The 25,122-nt window shown below is 71.2% G+C and carries 16 protein-coding genes; 10 read left to right on the top strand and 6 right to left on the bottom strand.

From position 1 onward, the window contains the following. Nucleotides 1-53: 53 nt before the first annotated feature. A complete protein-coding gene (locus tag WME90_RS18205; protein ID WP_437282417.1) occupies nt 54-542 on the bottom strand; it encodes a hypothetical protein in 489 nt (162 codons plus the stop codon). Between the two features lie 438 nt (nt 543-980). Here WME90_RS18205 and WME90_RS18200 point away from each other — a divergent pair, with 438 nt between their 5' ends. The 6 genes from WME90_RS18200 to WME90_RS18175 all read left to right on the top strand — a co-directional run bounded on the left by WME90_RS18200 (nt 981) and on the right by WME90_RS18175 (nt 9,798). Beyond that, nucleotides 981-2,066, top strand: a complete 1,086-nt coding sequence (locus tag WME90_RS18200; protein ID WP_437282416.1) for an alpha/beta fold hydrolase — start codon at nt 981-983, stop codon at nt 2,064-2,066. 93 nt (nt 2,067-2,159) lie between these two features. Beyond that, a complete protein-coding gene (locus WME90_RS18195) occupies nt 2,160-3,227 on the top strand; it encodes a hypothetical protein (RefSeq protein ID WP_437282415.1) in 1,068 nt (355 codons plus the stop codon). An 8-nt stretch (nt 3,228-3,235) separates the two neighbouring features. Then, a complete protein-coding gene (locus tag WME90_RS18190; RefSeq protein ID WP_437282414.1) occupies nt 3,236-4,237 on the top strand; it encodes a zinc ribbon domain-containing protein in 1,002 nt (333 codons plus the stop codon). 222 nt (nt 4,238-4,459) lie between these two features. After that, nucleotides 4,460-4,990, top strand: a complete 531-nt coding sequence (locus WME90_RS18185; RefSeq protein ID WP_437282413.1) for a pyridoxamine 5'-phosphate oxidase family protein — start codon at nt 4,460-4,462, stop codon at nt 4,988-4,990. Between the two features lie 223 nt (nt 4,991-5,213). Next, nucleotides 5,214-6,311, top strand: coding sequence for an AI-2E family transporter (locus tag WME90_RS18180; protein WP_437282412.1), 1,098 nt, complete (start codon nt 5,214-5,216; stop codon nt 6,309-6,311). A 43-nt stretch (nt 6,312-6,354) separates the two neighbouring features. Beyond that, nucleotides 6,355-9,798, top strand: coding sequence for an ATP-binding protein (locus WME90_RS18175; protein WP_437282411.1), 3,444 nt, complete (start codon nt 6,355-6,357; stop codon nt 9,796-9,798). Here WME90_RS18175 and WME90_RS18170 read toward each other — a convergent pair. Both WME90_RS18170 and WME90_RS18165 read right to left on the bottom strand, forming a co-directional pair. Then, complete coding sequence (locus tag WME90_RS18170; RefSeq protein ID WP_437282410.1) at nt 9,750-10,508, bottom strand: hypothetical protein; 759 nt, start codon at nt 10,506-10,508, stop codon at nt 9,750-9,752. The genes WME90_RS18175 and WME90_RS18170 overlap by 49 nt on opposite strands. A 124-nt stretch (nt 10,509-10,632) precedes the next feature. Then, nucleotides 10,633-11,508, bottom strand: coding sequence for an Fpg/Nei family DNA glycosylase (locus tag WME90_RS18165; RefSeq protein WP_437282409.1), 876 nt, complete (start codon nt 11,506-11,508; stop codon nt 10,633-10,635). A 107-nt stretch (nt 11,509-11,615) separates the two neighbouring features. Here WME90_RS18165 and WME90_RS18160 point away from each other — a divergent pair, with 107 nt between their 5' ends. The 4 genes from WME90_RS18160 (at nt 11,616) to WME90_RS18145 (ending at nt 21,021) form a co-directional block, all read left to right on the top strand. After that, nucleotides 11,616-12,938, top strand: coding sequence for an AgmX/PglI C-terminal domain-containing protein (locus tag WME90_RS18160; RefSeq protein WP_437282408.1), 1,323 nt, complete (start codon nt 11,616-11,618; stop codon nt 12,936-12,938). Between the two features lie 179 nt (nt 12,939-13,117). Then, a complete protein-coding gene (locus WME90_RS18155; RefSeq protein WP_437282407.1) occupies nt 13,118-14,896 on the top strand; it encodes a serine/threonine protein kinase in 1,779 nt (592 codons plus the stop codon). 44 nt (nt 14,897-14,940) lie between these two features. Next, a complete protein-coding gene (locus WME90_RS18150; RefSeq protein WP_437282406.1) occupies nt 14,941-16,695 on the top strand; it encodes a PEGA domain-containing protein in 1,755 nt (584 codons plus the stop codon). A gap of 45 nt (nt 16,696-16,740) precedes the next feature. After that, nucleotides 16,741-21,021, top strand: a complete 4,281-nt coding sequence (locus WME90_RS18145; RefSeq protein ID WP_437282405.1) for a kelch repeat-containing protein — start codon at nt 16,741-16,743, stop codon at nt 21,019-21,021. A 153-nt stretch (nt 21,022-21,174) separates the two neighbouring features. Here WME90_RS18145 and WME90_RS18140 read toward each other — a convergent pair whose 3' ends face one another. From WME90_RS18140 to WME90_RS18130, 3 genes are all read right to left on the bottom strand, one after another. Then, nucleotides 21,175-22,776, bottom strand: a complete 1,602-nt coding sequence (locus WME90_RS18140) for a PAS domain-containing protein (RefSeq protein ID WP_437282404.1) — start codon at nt 22,774-22,776, stop codon at nt 21,175-21,177. Between the two features lie 190 nt (nt 22,777-22,966). Continuing rightward, the gene (locus tag WME90_RS18135; RefSeq protein ID WP_437282403.1) at nt 22,967-24,139 is read right to left on the bottom strand and encodes a PAS domain-containing protein; all 1,173 of its coding nucleotides are present in this window, start codon (nt 24,137-24,139) and stop codon (nt 22,967-22,969) included. Between the two features lie 92 nt (nt 24,140-24,231). Next, nucleotides 24,232-25,092, bottom strand: coding sequence for an SDR family NAD(P)-dependent oxidoreductase (locus WME90_RS18130; protein WP_437282402.1), 861 nt, complete (start codon nt 25,090-25,092; stop codon nt 24,232-24,234). Nucleotides 25,093-25,122: the final 30 nt, after the last annotated feature.

Raw genomic sequence — 25,122 nt, 5'->3', positions numbered from 1 at the left:
TGCGATGAGCTACGGGCTCGCCGGGTCATCGACCCTCTCGCCGAGCCTGCGCTTTATCCAAGCGGGAGCACCTCGACGTACTCTAATCGCCCGTCTGCTTCACGCACGAAGTCGTGCGCAAGGACGATTGTCCACTTGGTTGGTCGGAATGCGGCAGGATCGGAGCGTGGTCCGGCATCTGGCCCAGCATACCATCCGATCTCTCCGCTCGGGAGCTTTCGCCCGATGATGAGGGCGTCACCGTCGTTCGGCCAATCGTCGGGTTTATGGATGCCGATCGTTCCATCCGCCTCTTGAACGATCACAGCCTCGGGTAGGCTGTCCAGACGACCGTGATAGCTGCCGATCTCTTCGGCGATGATCTCTTGGACGGTCGGTTCGACGTTGGAAGCTGGAGGCTCGGGCTCGGGGGTCTCGGGAACGCTGGACGGCGCGGCCTCTGGTGCCGCTGTGTCAATGGCCATGCAGACATCCAGTCTTGCCCTGGTCGAGGCCAGGCGTCCAATGAAGGCGCCAGCGATACCGGCAATGAGCGCGAACACAAGGCATCTGCGAGTTGTCATTGCACCTCTCGCTACTACGCGCAGCCTGGGGGAAACAGCAGTTGCTCTCACAACAGAGCAAGTCCGCCGCCGTATGTCTTCCCGATGCCGCGAGACTCTTCCCTGTAAAGCGCGGCGTCAACCGGTAACCACGGATACAAATTCTGTCCGTGCGCCAGTGGGGCCTCTGCGCATCGGGCGTATCATCGACGCGGAATGGACAAGGCGAAAACGCGGCCGACGGCGAGGGCACGCCGGGCGAGGGCAGAGGCAGGGCGGCGCCCTCCGTGATCCCCTCGAGTGCGCCCAGCAGGGCGTACGACGGCGCTGCAAAACCCACACTGAGCGCGAAGCGCGCTTCGCGGCGCCCCCCCTCCTCCTGGCTCCCCAGGTCGGCAGTGCAATCTGGACAGATGCGGCCTTTCGTGCGAACTCTTGATGAAGAACATGTCGATCACGTGTCGTAGCCATGTTCGCGTCCTTTCCGCGGGCGAGGTCCACTGGGAAGAGTGGAGCCCCTCCCGGAACGGCGGCGCGAGCCAGCGCCCCGTGGTCCTGGTACACGGCCTGTCCGATAGCTGTCGGACCTGGAACCGCCTCGCCCCCGCGCTCGCGGCGGCAGGCCGCCGGGTCGTCGCGCTCGACCTGCCAGGCCACGGCCACTCGGCCCGGCCCGACGCTCCCTATACGGTCGCGTGGTATGCGGGCGTGGTCGCAGAATGGATCCGCTCCCTCGGGCTCGACGATTTCGATCTGGTGGGGCACTCGTTCGGCGGCAGCATTGCAATGTGCGTGGCGATCGAGCGGCCCGGGCGTATTCACCGCGTCGGGCTGGTCGCCGCGGGCGGCATCGGGACCGAGGTCGCGCTGCCGCTGCGCGTGGCCGCGGTCACAGGGCTGATCGAGCTGGCCGCGCCCGTGCTCATGGGTGTCGGCACCCACGCGGGGGTGCTGGTGCTCGGCGGCGAGTTCAACGCGGAAGAGCGCAGGCACCTCGCCCGGGTGAACGCGCGGCCAGGCACGGCGCGCGCCCTGTCGCGCACGCTCCGCCACGCGATCGACCTGCGCGGCCAGCGCCATCACCTCATGGACATCGCACATCGGCTCCCGGAGATACCGCCGCTCGCCGTCTACTGGGGCGAGCGAGATCAGGTGATCCCGGCGCGCCACGCGGCGGACATCGACCGTTACCTCGAAGGCGTCGCCGTGCGGCGCTTCGCGAAGGCGGGGCACTACCCGCACCGAGAGGCGGTGGTCGATCTCGCCCCCGATCTCCTCCGCTTCCTCGACGAGCCGCGGGCCGCGGCTCGCGTACGCGCCGGGGCGCGCGCGCCGCGCGCATCCTCCGTCGCCGCGCGCGCGCCGCAGGCCGGCCCGCGGTGGCAGCCCTGGCCGGACGCCGCGGTCAGGCGCTGGGCGCGGAGCTCGCTCTCACCGATGCTCCGGCAGACACCGCAGCAGGACGCCGGCGACTCGGCATCTCCCGCCGACCTCGGGAGCCGCCCGCCGCCCGTTCCCTGCTGACGATGCGCGGCGCCGCCCTGTCGAGGGCGCGCCCCCTTCCCAGTCGACGCCGCGCCACCCCTCCCCAGTCGACGCCGCGCCACCCCTTCCCTGTTGACGGCGCGCCCCCCGGTGCGGTTCTCTCGGGCGCTGGTGCAACTCGAATGTGAGACCTGCGGCGCGTCACTGCGCGTCGAAGCGGACCAGCGGACGGCAGTGTGCCCCTACTGCGCTTCGCCGTCGGTGGTGGAGCGGCCGCCGTCGAACGATCGACCGTCGCCGCACTTCGTCCTCGGGTTCACAACGACCCGCGAGAACGCGCAGGGCGCGGTCAAGGCGTGGCTGGGGAAGCGGAGCTTCTTCGTGCAGTCCAGCGTCAAGACGGCGACGATCGACTCGATCCGCGGCGTCTACACGCCCGCCTACCTGTACTCCGCGATGGCGCAGACGCGGTACACCGCGCAGATCGGCGAGGACTACCAGGAAACCGAGACGTACACGACGACCGACGACAAGGGAAACAGCGTCACCCGGACGCGCGTCGTCAACAGGACCGAGCACCGGCACCTCGAAGGCCAGCACGCCACCTACATCATGGACGTGCTCGTCGTGGCGTCTCGCGCGGTTCCGAACGCGGAGCTCGAGGCGATCGAGCCGTTCGACCTCCGCACGATGCGGCGCTACACGCCGGCGGTGCTCAGCGGCTGGATCGCCGAGGAGCCGACGATGACCCAGCAGGAGTGTTACGGCCTCGCGCGGCGGGAGGCGCTGGAGAAGATCGGCCGCGACCTCTCGGGCTTCATGCCCGGAGACAGCCACCACGGCCTCACGCACGAGACGCGGCTCGACCGCGAGACGCTCGAGCTCCTCTATGTGCCCCTCTGGGTGCTCGCCATGCGGCACGATCCGCGCAAGCCGCCCTTCCGGCTCCTCATCAACGGCCAGACCGGCGTGATCTACGGCAAGGCCCCCGTCTCCTGGGTCAAGATCGCCCTCGCCGTCCTGCTCGTGATCGCGCTGATCGCGGCGCCGTTCGTCCTTGCCGCGGCGCGCGACCGGGGCGGCGATCCGACCGAACGGCGCGGCGCAGCGCGGCCGCCGGCCCCCGCCGCGGCCCCCGCGACGACCGAGCGCGGCCACCCCGGCGGGAGCCGGCCCACCCCGACCGGAGGGACGCGATGAGCGCGAGCATGGACGTCTCGTCGGTCGCGAGCGCCACAGCGCCGTGCTGCGCTCGCTGCCAGGGGCCGCTGGAGCCGGGGGACCTGCGCTGCGCCGTCTGCGGCCTCGCCGCGCCGCAGGGCCGCGCCCCGGCCCCGCAGGCGGTGCAGGTGCTGCGGTGCACCGAGTGCGGGGCCGCGGTCTCGTATTCGGCCGAGGCGCAGGCGCCGAAGTGCCGCTTCTGCGGCGCCGTCACGCGGCTCGAGCAGCCGGTCGATCCGATCGATCAGGCCGACTGGCTGCTCCCGTTCGGGGTGCCCCCGGAGCAGGCCGACCAGGCGCTGCGCCAGTGGATGTCGACGCTCGGCTTCTTCCGGCCGTCGGATCTCTCGCGCGCGGCGACCGTCGAGGGGTTGCACCCCATCTGGTGGGCGGGCTGGCTCGTCAACGCGGACGCGGTGGTGAGCTGGACGGCGGACTCGAACGCGGGCGCTCATCGGAGCGCCTGGGCGCCGCACGCCGGACAGACGCGGCTGCCGTTCCGCAACCTGCTCCTGTCGGCGTCGCGCGGGCTCTCGCTCGACGAGGCCCGGGAGCTCGCGCCGTACTTCCGGCTCGACCGGGCGGTGCCGGCCGCGCACCGGACGCAGCAGCAGCTCGGCCCGCCCAGCGCGGTGCTGGAGCAGTTCGACGCGCAGCGCTCGGCGGCGCGGAAGATCGTCAGCGAGCGGATCGCCGCCAGCGCGGAGGACGCCCTGAAGCGAGGCGTGATCCCGGGGTCCACGTTCCGCAACGTGCGCGTGGCGGTGCTCCTGCACGCGCTCGAGACCCGCCGGCTGGCGCTGCCCTCGTACGTGCTCGCCTACCGCTACAAGGGGCGCAGCTACCGCGCCGTCGTCCACGGCCAGGACGCGAGCCACGTCACGGGCACGGCGCCGATCGCGTGGGGCAAGGTGGCGCTGGTGGTCGCCGGGGCGCTCGCGCTCGTCGTGCTCGTCATCGCGGCGCTCGTGCTCGCCCGCGCCGCCTAGCCCCCGCCCTCCGCGCGGCCCCGACCCGGCGCTGGGCGCCGCGCGGCCCCCACCCGGCTCCGGGCGCCGCGCTGGCGCGGTTCGGCCGCGCCAGCGGCTGTGGCGGAATGCCTCGAGCGCACGCTCGGTGCGGCACAGCAGAGCCCTGGTCCTCTCGCTCTCCCGCGCGCACACGCGCTGGTCCGGATCTCGCACCGACCGCCGGACTCGATGGAGGAAACCATGGAAACTGGATCGCGGGAGAAGCTGCTGGAGATCCTCAAGAAGTTCCGGACTGCCATGCTCGTCACGCAGGCCAACCAGGGGGCGCTGCGGGCGCGTCCGATGGCGCTCACGAAGGTCGATAGCGACACCGGGGACGTCTGGTTCATGACGAGCATCGACTCGGGCAAGGTCGACGAGATCGAGTCGCACCCGGAGGTGAACGTGACCCTCCAGGAGGGGCGACGCTTCCTGTCGCTCTCGGGCCGCGCCTCGATCGTGCGGAGCCGGGCGAAGATCGAGGCCCTGTGGTCGGAGGAGGCGAAGGTGTTCTTCCCGAAGGGCAAGGACGATCCCGACCTCGCGCTCATCCACGTGAGCCCGCGCGAGGGTGAGTATTGGGACAACGATGGCGCGGCTGGGCTCAGGTTCCTCGTCGAGGCGGTCAAGGCCTACGTCACCGGGACGACCCCGAAGACGGACGCCGCCCAGCACGGCGCGGTGCCGCTGAACGGCGGGCAAGCGGGCGATTCACGGGTGTCCGCGCGATAGCGATCTCCGCCGGCGCGCCGCGGATCGGCCCGCCGATCCGCGGCGTCACGCGCGGGCTCGCCGGCGCCACGGAAAGATCCCGGCTCTCGGGAGCCGCGGATCGAGGGAGACGGAGCGTGGCGCATCCCTTGCTCTTCTCGGGATTGCATCACGCTCCGCTCCTCCGGAGCGGAGGTACCGCGGGAACCCGTCAGCAGCGAGGTTGGGCATGGGGATCTTCACGTTGTCTCATCGAGCTCAGGTGGTCGTGGTCGCGGCGGCGACGGTCGTCGTCATCGTGGGGCTGCGCTACGCGGAGCCGTTCCTCGTGCCGGTGCTGTTCGGCGTCGCGCTCGCTGCGATTTCGTCGCCGATCGCGACCTGGGTGACCCGCCGCGGGCTGCCCGCGGCGCTCGGGGCGCTGGCCGCGCTCGTGGTCGACCTGGCGATCCTTGTGTTCGTCGGGGCGGTGGTCACCATCGCCGGGGTGGAGCTGGAAGAGAAGGTGCCGGCCTACCTGGTCCGGATGTCCTCGATGACCGACGGGCTCGCGATGACGCTCTCGGCGCGCGGCTTCCCGGTGAACCCGGAGCTCCTCTCGCGCACGATGCACACGGCGTCCCTGGTCCCCCTCCTCGGCGGGGCCGCGGTGACGGTCGCCAGCGCGGCGTCGAGCCTCGGCGTGGTGCTCCTCGTCGTGTTCTTCGCGCTCTGCGAGCTCGCCGGCGCGGGCGCCAAGGTCCGGCGGCTGCTCTCGCCCCCTGGGCGCGGCCTCGAGCACGTCGACCGCATCGTGCGGGAGGTGAAGACGTATCTGTTGGTGAAGACGCTGACGAGCCTGCTCGTGGCCGTGCTCGCCTATGTCCTCCTGGTCCTCCTGGGCGTGGACCTGGCGCTCCTCCTGGCGTCGAGCCTGTTCGTCCTGCACTTCATCCCCAACATCGGTGCGGTGGTCGCGACGATCCCGGCCGTGCTCGTCGCGCTGGCCAGCCAGGGCCCCAGCACGGCGGCGCTCGTGGCCATCGGCTACCTGCTCATCAACCTGCTGGTGGGCAACGTGCTCGAGCCGCGCGTGCTCGGGAGGACCCTGGGCCTTTCGCCGCTCGCCGTCCTGATCGGGATGCTCTTCTGGGGGTGGCTCTGGGGCCCTGCGGGAGCGCTGCTGTCGGTGCCCATCCTGATGGTCGCGAAGATCACGCTGGAGAACGTGGAGGGGCTGTCGTGGATCGCACGCATCATGGAGCCCGCCCCCCAGGAGCCCGAAGCGGCGCCCGTCAGCGGCGAGCCGGCGCCGAGCTCACTGCTGCGGCCGAGCGTCGCGGGGGTGCGACGATCCGGGTAGCGATGTGTGATGTCGGGCCCCAGGTCTCTTCTCGAACCTGCCTATGCCCACGACCCTCATCACGCGCACGAAGCCGCATCAGCGATCGGAGAGCGAGCGAGCGCTGCCTGCGAGCGCCGATTTTCGCGCCATTTTCGAGGGGATCCCAGGAAACTACGTCGTTCTCCGTCCGGACTTCACCATCGTCGCCGCGAGCGATGCCTTTCTCCGGGCCGCGAATACGCGGCGCGAGGAGCTCCTGGGTCGCAACGCCTTCGATGTCTTCCCCGACAATCCGGACGATCTGCACGCGACCGGCACGAGGAACCTGCGCGCTTCGTTCGAGCGTGTGATCCAGACGGGCGCCCCGGACAGCATGGCCGTGCAGAAATACGATATCCCGCGCCCTGAAGCCGAGGGAGGCGGCTTCGAGGAACGGTATTGGAGCCCCTTGAACTCGCCCCTCTTGGGGCCGGACGGCAAGGTCGCGTACATCATTCATCGCGTCGAGGACGTGACCGAGTTCGTCCGCCTGAAGCAGCGCGGTATCGAGCAGTGCCGGCGCACGGAGGAGCTGAAGACGCGGGCGGAGCGGGTCGAGGCCGAGGTCTTCCTGCGGGCGCAGGAGATCCAGCGCGCGAACGAGCAGCTCCGCGTGGCGAACGAGCAGCTGAGCCGGCTCGACGAGCTCAAGACCAAGTTCTTCTCGAACGTGAGCCACGAGTTCCGGACGCCGCTCACGCTCATGCTCTGCCCGATCGACGAGCTCCTGACCGGCGCGCCCGGCGGCCTCACCGGCAGGCAGCGCGAGCTCGCCGAGCTCGCGCGCCGCAATGCGCGGCGGCTCCTCAAGCTCGTGAACACCCTGCTCGATTTCGCCCGGATCGAGACCGCCCGGATGCACATGACCTACGAGGCGCTCGACCTCTCGGCGCTGACCGCGGAGGTGGCGAACGCGTTCCGCGCGACCGTCCAGCGGGCGGGGCTCCGGTTCGTGGTGGACTGCCCGCCGCTTCCGGAGCGCATCTACGTCGATCGCGAGATGTGGGAGAAGATCGTCCTCAACCTGGTCTCGAACGCGTTCAAGTTCACGTTCGAGGGCGAGATCGCGATCTCGCTCCGGTGGGGCGGCGACCACGCGCTCCTCGAGGTCCGCGATACGGGGACGGGGATCCCCGCGGGCGAGCTCCCCCGGATCTTCGAGCGCTTCCACCGGATCCACGGGGCGCGCGGGCGGAGCCACGAGGGCTCCGGCATCGGCCTCGCGCTCGTGCGGGAGCTGGTCCGGTTCCACGCGGGCGACGTCCAGGCGGCGAGCGAGGTCGGTCGGGGCAGCACGTTCACCGTCCGCATCCCCGCCGGATCAGCGCACGTGCCCGCGGAGCGCATCGGCGCCGAGCGGGAGCTCGGCACGACGGCCGTGACGGTCCAGGCGTTCGTGGAGGAGGCGTCGCACTGGGACTCCGGGCCGGCGCCGTCGGCGGCGCTGCCGCTGGGGCTGCCGGCGAGCGCAGGAGACGCGCGCCCGGCGGGGGGCCCGGCCGGCCACGTCCTGCTCGTCGAGGACAACCCCGATATGCGGAGCTACCTCCGAGACGTCCTCGCGACGCGGTGGACCGTGGAGGCCGTCGAGAACGGCGAGGCGGCGCTCTGCGCCGCGCGGTCGCGCGTGCCCGATCTGGTGCTCACCGACGTCATGATGCCCGGCCTGGACGGGTTCGGCCTCCTCGACGCGCTGCGCGCCGATCCGGCGACACGGCTCGTCCCCGTGGTGCTCCTCTCGGCCCGATCCGGGGAAGCATTGCGCGTGCACGGCGCCGAGGCGGGCGCGGACGATTATCTCGTCAAGCCGTTCTCGGTCCGCGAGCTGCTCGCGCGGGTCGGCGGGCGCATCGAGATCGCGAGGCTGCGCCGCCAGGTCGCCGAGGACGTCGAGCGCCTCCGCGAGAGCGAGCAGCGCTTCCGCTCCCTCGCCGACTGCGCCCCCATGATGATCTGGATGTGCGGGACCTCCGGCCGGTGCGAGTACGTCAACAGGACGTGGCTGCGCTTCACGGGGCGCTCCCTCGAAGAGGAGCAGGGGAACGGCTGGCTCGACGCGATCCACGTGCAAGATCGCCCGCTCGTCGCGGACGCGTGCGCCGCAGCGATCGAGGCGCGCGAGCCGTTCACGCTGGAGTGCCGGATGCTCCGCGGAGACGGCGAGAGCCGGTGGGTCGTGACCCAGGGCGCCCCGCGCTTCGGCGCGGCCGGAGCGTTCCTGGGGTTCGTCGGATCGTCGCTGGACATCACCGAGCGCAAGCGCGTCGAGGACGCGCTGGCCGACGCGGATCGCCGGAAAGACGAGTTCCTGGCCATGCTCGCGCACGAGCTGCGCAATCCCCTGGCGCCGATCTGCGTGGCCGTCGAGCTCATCCGGCTGCGGAGCCGCGGCGGGCCGCCGGACAGGCACGTCGAGGTGATCGCGCGGCAGACGAAGACCTTGATGCGCCTCGTGGACGATCTGCTCGACGTGTCGCGCATCACCCGGCGGAAGATCGAGCTCCACAAGGAGCGGATCGACGTCATGGCCGCCGTGGTGCGGGCCGTGGAGTCGACGCGCGAGCAGATCGAGGCGCGGCGGCACGAGATCCGGCTCGCGCTGCCGACCGACGCGGTCCACGTCTTCGCGGACGCCATCCGCCTCGAGCAGATCCTCGTCAACCTGCTCACCAACGCGTGCAAGTACACTGACTTCGGGGGCCACATCGGGGTGACGGTCGAGCAGCGCGGCGACCGGGTGGAGCTGCGCGTCCGCGACGACGGAATCGGGATCGCCGGGGAGGTGCTGCCCCATGTGTTCGACCTGTTCCATCAGGCGGACCGCAGCCTCGACCGGGCGCCTGGCGGCCTCGGTATCGGGCTGACCATCGTCCGCGATCTGGTCGCCCTCCACGGCGGGAGCATCGAAGCCACGAGCCCGGGGCTCGGGCAAGGCAGCGAGTTCATCGTGCGCCTGCCCGTCGCGACGGACGAGCGCGTGCCCTCCGCGGCCGACGGGGCGACGTCCGCGCCCTCGAAGAACGCGGCGCAGCCGTCGCCGGAGGCAAGGAAGCTCCGCGTCCTCATCGTCGAGGACAACGTGGACGCGGCGGACACCCTCGCCGACGCCTTGCTGGCCCTCGGGCAAGAGGTGTGGATCGCCAGCGACGGGCCGCACGCGCTCAGGGTGGCGGCGGAGCATCGGCCCGATCTCGTGCTCCTCGACATCGGGCTCCCTGGGATGGACGGCTACGAGGTGGCGCGTCGCCTGCGGGAAGCCGGGCTGTGCTCGGGCGCGCTCGTCGCGCTCACGGGGTACGGGCAGGCGTCGGACCGCCGCCGCGCCGAGGCGGCAGGGTTCGACGCCCACTTCGTCAAGCCGATGTCGCTCGATGCGCTCGCCGGGGTCATCGACTCTGCCGCGGCGCCCGGAGCCCGTCAGGGCGCCGCGGATGGCGCCGGCGCGAGCCCGAAGACGCGCTCGTGACGGGCGCTCACGTGGCACCCCATGCACGACGCGACCCGGCCGGCGGCGGTCACCTCGCCCGTGGGCGTGACCGTGCCGTAGACCCAGCCCGCGTCGGTGCCGGGCGTGTCCGGCGCGACCTTGAGCACCACGTAGGCGCCGGCGAAGCGCGATGCGCGGTAGGCGCGACCGCCGTCGCGCAGGATGGGATCGAAGTGATCCGTGGCGTCCGGCGGGGTGGCCCCGGCGCCCGGGAGGGCGGCCGCAGCGCCGTCCTCCACGAGCTCCGGAATGTAGCTCTCCTTGACCAGGACCTGCCCGACCGGCTGAGCGACGGGCGCCTGTGCCTCGACGAGCGGATAGCGATCGTGGTGCTTGGCGAACACCGAGTAGAGCTTGCGGGCGTGGCCGCCGTCCTCGGCGGCGCTCATGCGGGCGCGGCCGGGCAGCGGCATCCGGCACAGCCAGGGCGCCCAGCGGAGCTCGTCGTCGACGCGCCCCCAGGGCTTGTAGTCGCGAAAGGCCGCGGCGATGAGCGGCGCGAAGCGGGGGTCGATCTCGGACTCGGCGGTGCCCGTCGCGGGAGGCGAGCCCGGCGCATCCGCCGAGGAGGAGGCGACGGGCGCCGGAGGGGGCGTTGCGCTCCCGGCGTCGTCCGGCGTGACGGGCTCGTCCAGGGCGTGGCTGCACCCGGGCGCGAGCGTGAGGATCAGGAGCAGGGTGAGGCGCATGGAGCGGATCGTACGATCGCGGCGCCGGAAAGGTCTGCCGGGCAGCACGGTTTCGCGCGACGCGCGATCGCCGGGGTGCTGGCGTTCGCGCGCGCGTCGCAGCGCGCCCCGCCGGCGGCCGAGTTCACGGTGCGGACGGAGCAGGCCCGGCCGGCGGCGGCGCGGCGCGTGTCGGCTGGCAGCGAGGACAGAAGTAAGTCGACCGCATCATCGTCCCCTGCCGGCGCATCTGGATCGCGGCGCCGCAGTCGTAGCAGGCGTACCCCTCGCGGCCGTACACGCTGACCGGCCTCCTGCGGTCTCCCCCGGCGCGCGTCGTGCGTGTGGTCATGTAATGTGCGGTCGGCCCGCGGTACGCGCTGGCGGCGTCCCGCGACTCGACGTTGGCTTGCAGGAGGGCGCGGCCCACGTCGAGCATCGCGGAGAGCTCCTCGTCGGAGTACGCCCGGACGGGGGCGAAGGGGTCGAGCCGCGTCCGGAAGAGGAGCTCGCTCTTGTAGATGTTGCCGATGCCCGCGATGACGCGCTGGTCCATGACGGCGACGCCGAGCGGCGCCTCGTCGAGGGCGCGCAGGCGGCGGAGCGCCTCGGCGGCGTCGAAGGCGTCGCCGAGCAGATCCGGGCCGAGGGCGCCGAGGAGGCGATCGCCGCGCAGGGCGCTCGCGCGGAGCAGGCGCGCGACGGGCGCGCGGAAGCAGACGGCGACGTAGCCAGGGACCGCGAGGATGGCCGTCGCCGTCGCCTCGGACCGCTTCCAGCGCTCGCCCTCGCGGTAGAGGTGCCAGACCCCGCTCATGCGCAGGTGGGTGTGGAGGACGGTCCCCTCGTCGAAGAAGATCAGGAGGTTCTTGCCGCGCGCCTCCACGCGCTCGACGCGGCGGCCGACGAGCCGGCGGCACGGTTGGTCGCTCCGGGGCAGCTCCAGCGCGACGACGCGCGCGCCCGTGAGCGCGGGGCCGAGGGCGGCGGCGATGCGGAAGAGGGTGTCGCCTTCAGGCATGAGCGGTGTCCGGAGGCTCTGGTGCGGACCGGCCGGATCGCAAGGGGCACGAGCGGAAGGGTCAGGCCCTCACCGCATCGCCAGCCTCGTTTCGCGCTCGTCCGAACATGTATGCTCCCCTCCTCGGTCCGCGGCAGTCGAGCGTCGCGACCCTGGAGAACCCCTCGATGCCTCACCCGACCTGGTGCCCCGTCGCCCTGCTGGCAGCGTCGCTCTGCGCGTGCGCCGCGCCTGCGCCCGCGCGCGTCGACCGAGCGCCGACCGAGCGCCCGATCGCCGTACCCATCGCGCCCGCGCCGCCGCCCGTCGCTCCGGACGCCCCGCCCGACGCCGCCTCGCCGCCGGAGGTCGAGATCCGGGGCCGCCAGATCCTCCTGGACGGCCGGCTCGTCGGCGACGCGAAGAGCATCGTCGAGCTCGGCCGGTTGACCAAGATCGATGAGCTGTTCGTGCAGCTGGACGCGCGCCGCGCCCGCGAGAGCGACCGCGGCGCGCCCGCGCAGGGCGAGATCGCCGTCGTGGCGGACGAAGCGGTCGCCTGGATCGTCATCGAGAGCGTCTCCCGCACGGCGGCCTTCGCGGGCTACCCGGTGGCGCTGCTGCGCACCGGCGCGGGCGGGCTCCGTTTCCGCGCGCCCGTGCCCGGATCTCCGGGTGAAGACGCCTCGGAGCCGCCGTGGCTCGAGATCGCCGTCGATGTCCGCGAACGCGACGTGGAGGTGAGCCTCTTCGAGCTGACCGTCGCCCCGCCGAGCGCCTCGGAGGGCGGCGGGTTCGTCCGGACGCTCGTGAAGCGCGAGGTCGTGGGCCCGCAGCGGGAACGCGCCTCCGCCGCGCTTGCGGAGCTCGCCGAGGCCGCGTGCGCGAAGGCGCCGCGGACCTGCCTCGACCGCCTCGGCCTGCGCGCCGTGCCAGGAGCGAGCCTCGCCGACATCAACGAGGTCGTGTCGACCACCCTGGGCCGCGCGCGGCAATGGACGGAGCGACCGCCCGGCTCGAAGCAGGAGATCCTCATGCTCGGAGCCCTCCCCCGCGAAGGCCGGTTCACCGGCCTGCCAGGGTCGCCGCCCTCGTTTCGCGCGCTATCGATGGAAGTCTCGGGCCGGCTGCAACCCACGGAGATCCAGCAGGCCGTGCGCGCGCGGTTCGGTGAGCTGCGCAAATGCTACGAAGACGGGCTGCGCCGCGATGCCAACCTCGCCGGCCGGATCGCCGTGCGCTTCGTCATCGGCAGGGACGGCAAGGTGACCTCCGTCACCGAGGGCGCTTTGCCGCCGGCCAGCTCCCCGCCGTCGGCCGCGAGCGCGCCCATGCCGGATCGCGCCGTCGTGAGCTGTGTCCTGCGCGAGTTCGAGAAGGTCACGTTCCCGGCGCCCGAGGGCGGCGTCGTCACCGTGGTGTATCCCCTCATGTTCTCGCCTGGCTCGTGACGCCGGCGCGATAGCGCGAGCGGCCGTCTCGCGCGGCGCGGGCGGCTCCGCCGCGCTCAGGCCCGGGTGGAGCGATGAAGACACACGAGGCAGGTGTCCTGGACGCGCAGAGCTCGGCGGGTGCTCCGAGCGCCGGCGGTTCCGTCAGGACGTGACCCCTGGCGGAGGACGGACGACGGTTGCGCCCGGTCGTCCGCCTCCACTACGCTGTCGAAGCTTTGATTGGAGAGCGTTTCGGCGGAGCGTACCAGGTTGTCCGCTTGCTTGGGCAAGGTGGGATGGGCGCTGTCTACGAGGCCGAACACGTCGAGACGCGGGAGCGCGTCGCGCTGAAGTGCATTGACGGAACGCTCGTCGTTCCGGGCAAGAACGGCCTCCATCGCTTCCAGCGCGAGGTGAAGGCGATGGGCGCGATCGACACCGAGCACATGGTGCGGGTGCTCGACGCGGGGACCGATCCGGAGCGCAAGGTCCCCTTCATGGTGATGGAGTTCCTCGAGGGAGAGGACCTCCAGCACCTGCTCGACCGGGTCGAGTGCCTGGAGCCCGACACCGCGCTGAGGATCGCGGCGCAGGTGTGCATCGGCCTCCAGAAGGCGCACGAGGCGCGCGTCGTCCACCGGGACATCAAGCCGGCGAACCTGTTCCTCGCCCGGAAGGCCGATGGCGAGGTCGTTGTCAAGATCCTCGACTTCGGGATCGCGAAGATCAAGCCGGAGCCGAGCCAGGGAGGGCCGACCACGGGGCTGACGCGCACCGGAGGGATCCTCGGGTCGCCGATGTACATGTCGCCAGAGCAGGCGCGGGGCCTCAGCGACATCGACTACCGGACCGATCTGTGGTCGCTCGGCATGGTGCTCTATGTCGCGCTCGCGGGCGAGCTCCCGCACGGGCACATCTCGGCGTTCGGGGACCTGATCATGGCGATCTGCGCGCAACCGCCGCGCTCGGTCCAGGCGTTCGCGCCCTGGGTCCAGCCGGATGTGGCGGCCGTGGTGCACCGCGCGCTCGCGCTCGACGCGGGCGACCGATTCCCGTCCGCGGCGTCGATGCTCGAGGCGATCCGCCCGCTCGTGCCAGGCGGGTTTGCCCTCCGGGAGGAGCTCCTCGGCCCGGTGAGGCCGGAGACGCGCGCCCGGGTCGCGACGAGGCTCTCGCTGGCGCACGCGGCGGACGACGCGCACCGGCGGATCGCGCGGATCGTGGTGCAAGGGGGGGTCGGCAGCGGGGACGAGACGGTGACCGTGGAGGCCCCGAGGTCCGAGAGCGCGCCCGGGACGGCGTCCGGGGCGGGTGACCGGCCGCTCCACACGACAACGGGTGGGTCGAACATCACCACGAGCACCACCGGTGACTGGGAGAAGAGCCCGCAGGCGGGGGATTCGAGCGCTCCGCGAGCGCGCTGGCCAGGGAGGGCGTCGGCCGCGGTGGGGCTGGTGGCGGCGGCAGGCGTCATCGCCTTCGCGCTGGGGAGGTCGTCGCTCCGGGAGGGGAACGAGCGGGTCGGCGATCTTGCGAGGACCGTGGAGTGGACGCTCGTGCTGCGGTTCAAACCGCCGCCGGCCGTGAGCCCACCGCCGCCGGCCGTCCGACAGCGGAAGCTGCGGGTCGCGCCGGCCGGTGTGTCGGTCGAGATCGACGGGAAGCCCGTGGAAGTACGGGACGGCGAGGTGATGATCGAGGGCGAGCCGGGGACCATGCAACGCGTCCGGCTGATCCAGGGGAGGAAGGAGCTCACGGTCGAGGTGTTCATCACCGTTACCGGCCTCTCCCGCGACTCGCTGGAGATCGAGCCGGAGAAGCCCGCCCCTCCGGCGCCGACGGCTGCGAAGACGCGGCCCAGCGCGATGGGGACGCCGGGCGTGAAAACAATGGGAGCACCGCGAGTGACAGCACCGCCTGCGCCCACGACGTTGGCTGAGCACGAAGTCCCGTTGATGCCTGAAGTGTTCAAATAGGTGTGTCCGGCCACGTACAATGCGCATCGCGAGAAAGGCCCACGATGGTGCCGGGCAGAGCCGCATCGCTGACGATCCTGCTCGCTCACGTGCTCCTCTCGCGGGGCACCGCCCTCGCCCAGCCTGCACCGGCTGCCAGCGAGAGCGCTGAGGAAAGGAGACGTGAGGCGGAGACTCGCTTCTTCAAGGCCCGAGACCTTTACACCGAGGGGGCGGTCGGTGCCGCGCTCGCGGAATTCCAGGCATCGAGGGCGCTTTACCCGGGAGAGAGCTCCACGATCGGCGCGGCCACCTGCCTCAGGCGTCTCCATCGCTTCGATGAGGCGCTCGACCTGTTCGAGGCCGCGCTGCGCGCCTACCCGAGCTCGATGGAGGCGAAGACCAGGGCTGCCGTTCAGCGCGAGGTCGTCGAGCTGCGCGGCCTCGTCGGCACCGTCGACATCGAGGGAGCCGAGCCCGGCGCGGCGATCACCGTCGACGGGCAGAGCCGAGGCGAGTTCCCGTTGCTCGCGCCGCTCCGGGTCGCCGCGGGCAGCCACGCCGTGCGCGTCCATCTGGAAGGATTCGAGCCATTCGAGACGCGCGTCCAGGTCGCCGGTGGGCAGACCGCGCGCGTCTCCGCACGCCTGCACCGGCTAACGCAGGCGGGGACGCTCCAGATCTCCGAGGCGCGCGGCCGGGAGCTGGAGGTGGTCGTCGACGGCGTCGGCGTGGGCAGGACCTCTGCGACGCCGCTCTCCCTGGCGCTCGCGCCAGGCACACACGTGGTGCTCCTGCGTGGCAAGGGGTGCCTGGGAACCATGCCAGCGAAGGTGACCGTCCGGCTGAACCAGGTCCAGTCCCTGCGGCTGGAGGCGCAGGTGCTCAAGGCGACGCTGCGCATCGCGCCCGAGCCGCCGGATGCAAGGGTGTCGATCGACGCCGTGGAGCTCGGCCAGGGCATCTGGGAGGGACAGGTGTGCGGGGGCACGCACACGGTCGAGGTCGCGGCCGAGGGGTTCTTGCCCGAAACGCGTGAGATCTCCCTCCGGCGTGGCGAGCGCGAGGTGCTTTCCTTGCCGCTGCTGCGCGATCCCAGGTCGTCCTTATGGCGCAAGGCGCCGCGATTGCCTCATTTTCTGGTGGAGTTCGACACCGCGGCGCTGATCGTGGAGAGCTTCGGGGGCGACGTGGCGGGCAGCTGCCTTGGGGGCTGCAGCCGAAGCTTGGGCGTCGGGACGTACGCCGTGCTGCGCGGCGGGTATGAGCTCCGCTCTGGCGTCAGCTTCGGCGTCTCGATTGGCGCGTTGTCGGTAACGCAGCACTTGAGCGACCGGAGCACGTCGCTGAACATCGTCAGTGAACCTCCGAAAGACATCGATATCGACGCCGACGACGTGCTCAGGCTCCGCGGTGTCTTTCTGGGCGGGTGGATCGGCTATGCGACCGAAACGGACGTGCCTGTCCGCTTCCGTCTCGGCGCCGGCGGCATTTTCGGATCGATGTCCGACGCGCGGCACTTCACCCCGAGCGACGGGGGGCGCCCCGAGAGTGTCGCCTATGTGCAGCACCAGCCTGCACGCTTCGCCTTCGTCACGCCCGAGGTGCGCGTGAGCCTGCCGCTCAGCAAGCATGTCGAGCTGAACGCCGGTCTGGAGCTGCCCATGCTCTTTGCGGTGTCACGGCCGAGGTGGAGCACGAGCGGTGAAGCAGCGGTCCGCGCCGGGTCCGACGGAGCTGGATACTTTGACGACGATGCGTTCGTGGGCGGTGTGCTCGTCACCGTGGCGCCGACGGTGGGCGCTCGCTTCGATTTTTGAGGTTTTCCGGGAGGGATGATGCATTCACGGTGGTTGTCAACGGGCGTGCTGCTCTCGCTCCTGCTGCTCTTGAACGCATTCCTCGGGTGCCGGTATGGGCGCGACCCGGCGTCTCTTTCAAGCGAGACGCTGCGCGCTCGCTTCCCCGAGCAGGTGACGGAGGTGCTCGAGGCGGGCGCGGGGTTCATCGCCACCGAGGAGGGGTTCGCCAGCCGGTCGCGGCCGGGGGCGACCGGAGGCTTTCGGGCCGCTGGCGAGACGATCGAGGCGGTGCTGCCAGCAAGAGGTGAGGACGGGCTGCGCTTCCGGGGGGCGCGGGGGTTTACGATCGCGGTGCGTGAGATCGGCGCGGCGGGCGAGGCAGCGATCGAGGGCGGCGCAGTGACGTACGCGCGGGCCGGGGGAAGGTCGTACTGGACGGCGATCGCGGGCGGGGGCGCCGAGGAATGGCTGCTGCTGGAGGCCGCGGCGGTGTCGAGCGATGCGCCCGTCGCCGCGTGGGAGGTGCAAGGGGCAACGTTGCGGCAACAGGGTGAAGCGGTGGAGGTGGTCGACCTGGCCGGCAGCGCGCGGCTCCGCGTGACGGCGCCGCGGGCGTATGCAGAAGGAGGGCGGCCCATCGAGGCGCGGCTCGTGGCGAGCGAGGCGCGGATCGAGCTGTGGGTCGTGGCAAACGGGGAGTCGGTGCTGGTGGATCCGCTGTGGTTGCCAGCCGGCACGATGAGCGCCACCCGCGACGGGCATACCGCGACGCTGCTGCCGAGCGGGCAGGTCCTGGTCGCAGGCGGCTACGGCACCAGCGATGAGCCTCTTGCGAGCGCGGAGCTGTACGACCCGGCGACCCACAATTGGCTGCGAGCCGGCACGATGAGCTCCGCCCGCGGAAAGCATACCGCGACGCTGCTGCCGAGCGGGCAGGTCCTGGTCGCTGGTGGCCTAGGCACCAGCATTGAGCGTCTCGCGAGCGCGGAGCTGTACGACCCGGAGACCCGCAGTTGGCTGCGAGCCGGCACGATGAGCGCCGCCCGCGACGGGCATACCGCGACGCTGCTGCCGAGCGGGCAGGTCCTGGTCGCGGGTGGCTACGGCACCAGCGATGAGACTCTTGCGAGCGCGGAGCTGTACGACCCGGCGACCCACAGTTGGCTGCCAGCCGCCACGATGAGCTCCGTCCGCGGAGGGCATACCGCGACGCTGCTGCCGAGCGGGCAGGTCCTGGTCGCGGGTGGCCTAGGCACCAGCAATGAGCGTCTCGCGAGCGCGGAGCTGTACGACCCGGCGACCCACAGTTGGCTGCCAGCCGGTACGATGAGCGCCGCCCGCTACGGGCATACCGCGACGCTGCTGCCGAGCGGGCAGGTCCTGGTCGCGGGTGGCACCATATCTGCGCCTCGTGCGAGCGCGGAGCTGTACGATCCGGCGATCCAGAGTTGGCTGCCAGCCGGCACGATGAGCGCCGCCCGCGAATGGCATACCGCGACGCTGCTGCCGAGCGGGCTGGTGCTGGTCGCGGGTGGCCGAGGCACCAGCAATGACAATGAGCCTCTTGCGAGCGCGGAGCTGTACGACCCGGCGATCCAGAGTTGGCTGCCTGCCGGCGCGATGAGCGCCGCCCGCTACGGGCATACCGCGACGCTGCTGCCGAGCGCGCAGGTCCTGCTCGCGGGTGGCCGAGGCATCAGCAATGACAATGAGCCTCTTGCGAGCGCGGAGCTGTACGACCCGGCGACCCAGACCCACAGTTGGCTGCCAGCCGGCACGATGAGCTCCGTCCGCTACAGGCATACCGCGACGCTGCTGCCGAGCGGGCAGGTCCTGGTCGCTGGTGGCTACGGCACCAGCGATGAGACTCTCGCGAGCGCGGAGCTGCACGACCCGGCGACCCACAGTTGGCTGCCAGTCGGCACGATGAGCTCCGCCCGCTACGGGCATACCGCCACGCTGCTGCCGAGCGGGCAGGTCCTGGTCGCGGGTGGCCTAGCCACCAGCGATGAGAATCTCGCGAGCGCGGAGCTGTACGACCCGGCGACCCAGACCCACAGTTGGCTGCCAGCCGGCACGATGAGCGCCGCCCGCGAATGGCATACCGCGACGCTGCTGCTGAGCGGGCAGGTCCTGGTCGCTGGTGGCCGAGTCACCATCTATGAGCCTCTTGCGAGCGCGGAGCTATACGACCCGGCGACCCAGACCCACAGTTGGCTGCCAGCCGGCACGATGAGCTCCGTCCGCTACAGGCATACCGCGACGCTGCTGCCGAGCGGGCAGGTCCTGGTCGCTGGTGGCCTAGGCACCAGCGATGAGACTCTCGCGGGCGCGGAGCTGTACGACCCGGCGACCCACAGTTGGCTGCCAGCCGGCACGATGAGCTCCGCCCGCTACGGGCATACCGCGACGCTGCTGCCGAGCGGGCAGGTCCTCGTCGCTGGTGGCCGACGAGGCACCAGCGATGAGCGTCTCGCGAGCGCGGAGTTGTACGACCCGGCGACCCACAGTTGGCTGCCAGCCGGCACGATGAGCGCCGCCCGCTACAGGCATACCGCGACGCTGCTGCCGAGCGGGCAGGTGCTGGTCGCGGGTGGCCGAGGCACCAGCGATGACAATGAGCCTCTTGCGAGCGCAGAGCTGTACGACCCGGCGACCCAGACCCACAGCTGGCTGCCAGCCGGCACGATGAGCTCCGCCCGCTACGGGCATACAGCGACGCTGCTGCCGAGCGGGCAGATCCTGGTCGCTGGTGGCCGAGGCACCGGTTTTGAGCGTCTCGCGAGCGCGGAGCTGTACGACCCGGCGGGACGTTGGACCATTATGGCATCGATGGGTCAAGGCCGTGTTCACGCCACCGCGACGCGGCTCTCCAATCATGACGTGCTGGTCGCCGGCGGTCTCGGCTCCGTCGGCTATGAGGCGAGCGTGGAGATCTATGCCATGACGACTCACGCCTGGCGCCGCACCATGCCCATGAGCATCGCCCGCGGGCATCACACAGCGACGCCGCTGGCGAGCGGGCAGGTGCTGGTCGCTGGTGGCCTAGGCACCAGCGGTGTCCTCGCGGGCGCGGAGCTGTACGACCCGGCGACCGAGAGCTGGCTGCCAGCCGGCGCGATGACACGCGCCCGGGCATACCACGCGGCTGTCCCACTCGACGATGGAGACGTGCTGGTCGTCGGAGGTTGGGGAGACAGCGGCGGTCGGAGCGATGCCGAACGGTACCACCCGACCACCAATCGATGGACGGCCGGTAGCGACATGTCCGTCTCCCGCTGGAAGTTCACCGCGACGTTGCTGTCGAGCGGGCATGTGCTGGTCGCAGGGGGTTCGGGGGACAGCGGCGTTCTCAGGGACGCGGAGGTGTATGACCCGCGCACCGATCGTTGGACGAGCATCTCTCCAACGATGACCTCCGCCCGAACCGGCCACACCGCCACACTCCTGCTGAACGGTCAGGTTCTCCTCGCCGGCGGCACTGGCAGCAATGGCCTGCTCGCCGAGGCGGAGCTGTTCGAGCCGACGACCATGGCTTTTGCTCCCGCGGCCACGATGCACCATGCGCGCACAGGCCACGTCGCACTCCTGATGCCCGACGGTCGGGTGCTGGTCGCAGGCGGAACCGATACCGGAGGTCCGCTTTCGAGTGCCGAGGTGTATGATCCGGACAAGGATGCCTGGCTGCTGGTCTGGCCTCTGATGACCCCTCGAAACCAGCCGATGGGGGCCATGCTCGAGGACGGGACGGCGCTCGTGCTCGGCGGCCTCGGTGACGGCGACGTTCCCCTGGCGAGCGCCGAGCTGTACAAGATTCTCGGCGACGGCGCGCCGTGCAACGAGGCGACCTACTGCCAGAGCGGCTTCTGCGTCGACGGCGTCTGCTGCGACACGGCTTGCGACGCCGGTCCCTGCGATACCTGCTCGGCCCGAACGGAGATCACGTTCCCCTACGGCGCCAAGCAGCCCGGTAAGTGCGAGCTCCTGTCCGGGCCCATCTGCGACGACGGCAACGGGTGCAGCGACGGCGACCGCTGCGAGGTCGGCGAGTGCAAGGGCAGCCCCAAGGACTGCGGCACCTATGGGTGCGACAGCGCCACGAGCCAATGCCGCAATCGCTGTTCCTCGGTCGACGACTGCGCCCCCGGCTACGTCTGCGACTGGAGCAACGCCTGCGTCCGCCGGCCGCCCGCCACATACAACCTCGACAACACCGCCTGCGCCCTCTCCCCTCCCGGCGCCCCGGGCGGCTCGCCCTGGCCTCCCGCGGCGCTCTCGCTCCTCGCTCTCGGCACGCTCGGCGTTCGGCGGCGCAATGCGCGGCCCCACGCCCGCTGGAGCTGACCCTCCCAGCCCATCGCCGTCCTGGCTTCGCGCTCGCCCGACCGGGCGAGCCTCGCCGACATCGAAGAGATCGTCTCGACCACCCTCGCCCGCGATCGGCAACGACCGGGGCGGCAGCGGCCGTCTCGCGCGGCGCGGGCGGCTCCGCCGCGCTCAGGCCTTTCGATCCGCGCGCGCGCTGATCACATACCCCTTCCGCGCCAGCGCGTGCCGGAACCCGGCTTGCAGGTCCCGGTGCGTCGCGAGGTTGCCGAGCTCGATGCCGAGCTCGATCACGGTGCGGGCGATGCTGGGCGACGCGCCGACGACGCTGCACTCGGCTCCGAGGAGCCCCGCGGCGCGCGTGGCCTGGAGCAGGTGGTTGGCCACCGCGGTGTCGACCGACGTGACGCCGGTGATGTCGATGATGACGAACTCGGCGTGGTGCCGCTCGACCGCGGCGACGAGCGACTCCACGAGCTGGGCGCCGCGCGAGCTGTCCATCTGGCCGACGAGCGGGACGACGAGGATGCCCGGGTGGATGGGGATGCTCGGCGTCGAGAGCTCCTGGATGAGCTCCATCAGCCGCCGCTGGGTCTCCAGGAGGATCGACTCCTGGCGCTTCGCGTCCTCGACCTTCTTGCGCTCGGTGATGTCCTCGACGAGCCCGAGGAGATAACGCCCCTTGCCCACGGCGTCCTCCATGGGGACGAACCGGGCGCGGCCGATGCGGTCGCCAAAGCGCTTCGAGGGGACGCGGAGCTCCGGCACCTCGACCGGCACGCCCCCCGCGAGCACGGCGCGGGCCTCGGCGTCGACCTTCGCGGCCAGCGCCTGCGGCAACAAGTCGCTGGCGCACAAGCCGATCAGCTCTCCTCGCGCGTGGCCATGGAACTCCTCGAAAGCCCTGTTCACCCGCACATAGCGGAGCTCCGCCGCATCCTTGACGAAGAGCATCAGCGGGAGGTGCTCGATGATGCCGTCGAGGAGGAGGCGCGCGCTCTCGAGCGACGCCTCCGTCGCCCTGCGCTCGGTGACGTCGTCGTAGACCACGGCGGCGCACCGATCTCCCACGGCGAACGACCACGTCGTCATGACGTGCGTGCCCTCTTCCCGGGGGACGATCACCTCGCTCTCGTCCGTCCCGCCGCAGCGGATCAGCTCCGCCAGGCGCTGCGGAATGCCGACCTGCCGGAGGCTGGGGACGCTCTCGTCCAGGGTCCGGCCCAGCATCGACGCGGTGGGCCTGCTGGCGATCCGCTCGGCGGCGCGGTTCATGTAGACGTACCGGAGCGACCGGTCATCCTCCGGGTCGTCGAGGGTGATGAACGTGCAGCCGAGGTGCATGGACTCGACGACCTGCGCGCACCGGCGCTGGTGCTCCCGGACGCTGCGTTCGCCTCCATCGATGAGGCGGAGCAGGGCGCCGCGCCCGCCGGCGATCGTGCAGGCGAGCCCGCGGAGCATCCACCGCGGCGCGCCGCGGCCCTCGTCCGGGAGGTCGATCTCGGCGCGATCGACCTCGCCCGAGAGGATCGCCTGGATCCGGGCGATATCGGCGGCCGCGGGCGCCAGCGACAGGAGCACGCGATCGCCCTCCGGCGACAGCGGCAGGCTCGGCGCCCCGAGCCCCGAAAGGAGGCGATCGAGCTGCTCGTTCTTGCACAGGACGCTGCCCCGCGCGTCGATGACGAGCGCGGGGTCGTCCAGGGACTCGATCAGGAGACGTGGATCGATGTGAAGAGTCTCTGCGTGATCTTCGGCCGTCGTGTGCACGCACCCACCCCGTGAGACCGATGCGAGGGCCGAGCGCGGCCCCCGCTGCTGAAGGTCACAACCGGAGCATCATCGCTCCGTTCTCGCGCTCCTGCACCCTCCGGGTGAGCACATCCGCCGAAAAAGGAAGGCGGCATCGCGCCGGAGGCGCTCTCCGGTGCCGGAGCGAGCTCGACGGCGCGGGGCCCTGTCAGCTCACGCTCACGCCGGCGCGGCTCGCCTGCGGCGGCTGCGGCGCCATCCGCCGGATGCAGTAGCTCAGGGCGGCCCGCAGATCGCGCTGCGTCGAGATCGCGGAGAGATCGAGCCCGAGCGCGACCATCGTCTGCGCGACGTTCGGCTTGATGCCGGCGACGATGCCTTCGGCGCCGAGCAGGCGGATCGCCGCCACGAGCTCGATGAGGTGGCTCGCCACCTTCGTGTCCACCATGTCGACCCCGGTCAGATCGAGGATCGCGAAATGCGCTTGTTTCTCCATGATGCGCGCGAGCAGCGCATCCATCACCTCGGCCGTCCGCACGCTGTCGACCACGCCGATCATGGGGAGCGTCAGCACCCCGTTCCATACCTCGATGATCGGCGTCGAGAGGTTGCGGATCACCTCCTGCTGCTTCTCGATCTGAGTGAGCCTGGCCCGCAGCTCTTCCTGCGCGCGCTTCACCGGGGTGACGTCGAGCGAGAACCCCATCACCGCGTCGACCTCGTCGCGCTTGTTCAGAACGGGGATGACCCAGCTCTCCCAGTGGACGCCGTGCGCCGTGTTGTGGTCATGGGTCATCGCGCCGGCGATCGCTCCCCGCAAGATGGCGGCATCCTTCTCGGGATAGAGCTCCAGCAGGTTCTTCCCGAGGAGCTCGCCCCGCGCGAGCCCGGCGGCATCGAGCCCCTTGCCGTCGTGGTAGATGACGGTCCCCTCGGTGTCGATCGCCCAGATGACGACCTGGAGGCTGTCTGCCAGACCGTCGAGGAGCCGCTCCTTGAGGCTCGGGTCTGCAGGGCTCTGCTCGCCGCCGACGTCGGCCGGCCGCAGCGACCCATGGATCGTGCCCCCTTCGAGCGCCCGGCTCGCGTTGCACGTCAGACGCCGGTAACCCCCCTGGGCGTCCACCAGGCGCACATCGACTTGCACCGGCGCTGTCTGCTCGTTCAGCCGGGTCCACGCAGCGGCGAAGTCCGCTCGATCCTCCGCATGGACGAGCGCTGTGAGCGAACTCCCATTCTCTACCCCGGCCCCCAGCGCCTGACGGAGCGCGCCGCTCGAATTCAGCATCTTTCCATCGACATCCGCGATGAAGAGCATCTCCGGGCAGGACGCAAGAAATGTATGCAGCAGCGCCAAAGAGGCGTCCTTTTCGTTCGCCATATCTTCCCTCCCGTACGTCCCCCCTCGACAAGACGGCTTGTATCAGAAGCGCGTCGAGCTTGGGAAGCCGCGGTCGCGACTTGATGCCGAATTCACCCCGGAGCGCGCCCGGAGCCGCCGGCGTGGAGCGCCTCGACGTCGCGCTGCCGCGCCCCCTCGCGCAGCGCAGCCCCGTAGCTCGGCAGCAGGCGCGGCCGCGCCGACGCGGCGACCCGCGACTCGAGGAAGGCCGGAAAGAGCCCGGCGAGCCGCAGGAGGAGCCGGTAGACGGGGCTCGCCGCGGCCTGCCGGGGCGCCCTGTCGACCGCCCGGAGCAGCGCCTCGACCGTGTACTCGACAGGCAGGCTCACCACGCCTTCGAAGCGGATGCGGCGGCCAGACGCCGTATCGGTATGGGGCGCCACGAACACGACGACCTGGACGCCGAAGCGGCCCACCTCGCCCCGGAGCGCGTGCGACCACGCGTTGAGCGCGGCCTTCGTCGCCGAGTAATTGGCCGTCGTCGGCGACGCGATGATCCCGAGCAGCGACGAGACGTTCACGACGACGCCCGAGCGGCGCAGGAGCATCGACGGCAGGAGCGCGCGCGTCACCCGCACCGCGCCCCAGTAATTGAGATCCATCTCGGAGCGCTGCGTCTCCATCTCCTGCACAAGGAAGTCCGCCTGATCGCAGGATCCCGCGTTGTTGATCACGACGTCGCACGGCCCCGCCTCGAGCAGCCGCGCTATCCCTCGCTCGACGCTGGCGTCGTCCGTGACATCCATCGGGACGACCTCGGCCCGCCCGCCCGCGCGGGCGATCTCGCCGGCGAGCTGCTCCAGCGCGCCCTCGTCGCGGGCGGCGAGGACGACCGTGTGCCCCTGCTCGGCGAGCGCGAGCGCGGTCGCGCGTCCGATCCCGCGCGACGCGCCGGTGACAAGGATTCGTTTCGAAGTGCTCAGTGTTCCCATCGCGTCCCCTGCGACCCTCTCCGTGGTGGA

Source organism: Sorangium sp. So ce375, assembly GCF_051473855.1.
Classification (GTDB): Bacteria; Myxococcota_A; Polyangia; order Polyangiales; family Polyangiaceae; genus Sorangium.
This window is presented reverse-complemented; position numbering and strand designations above follow the sequence as displayed.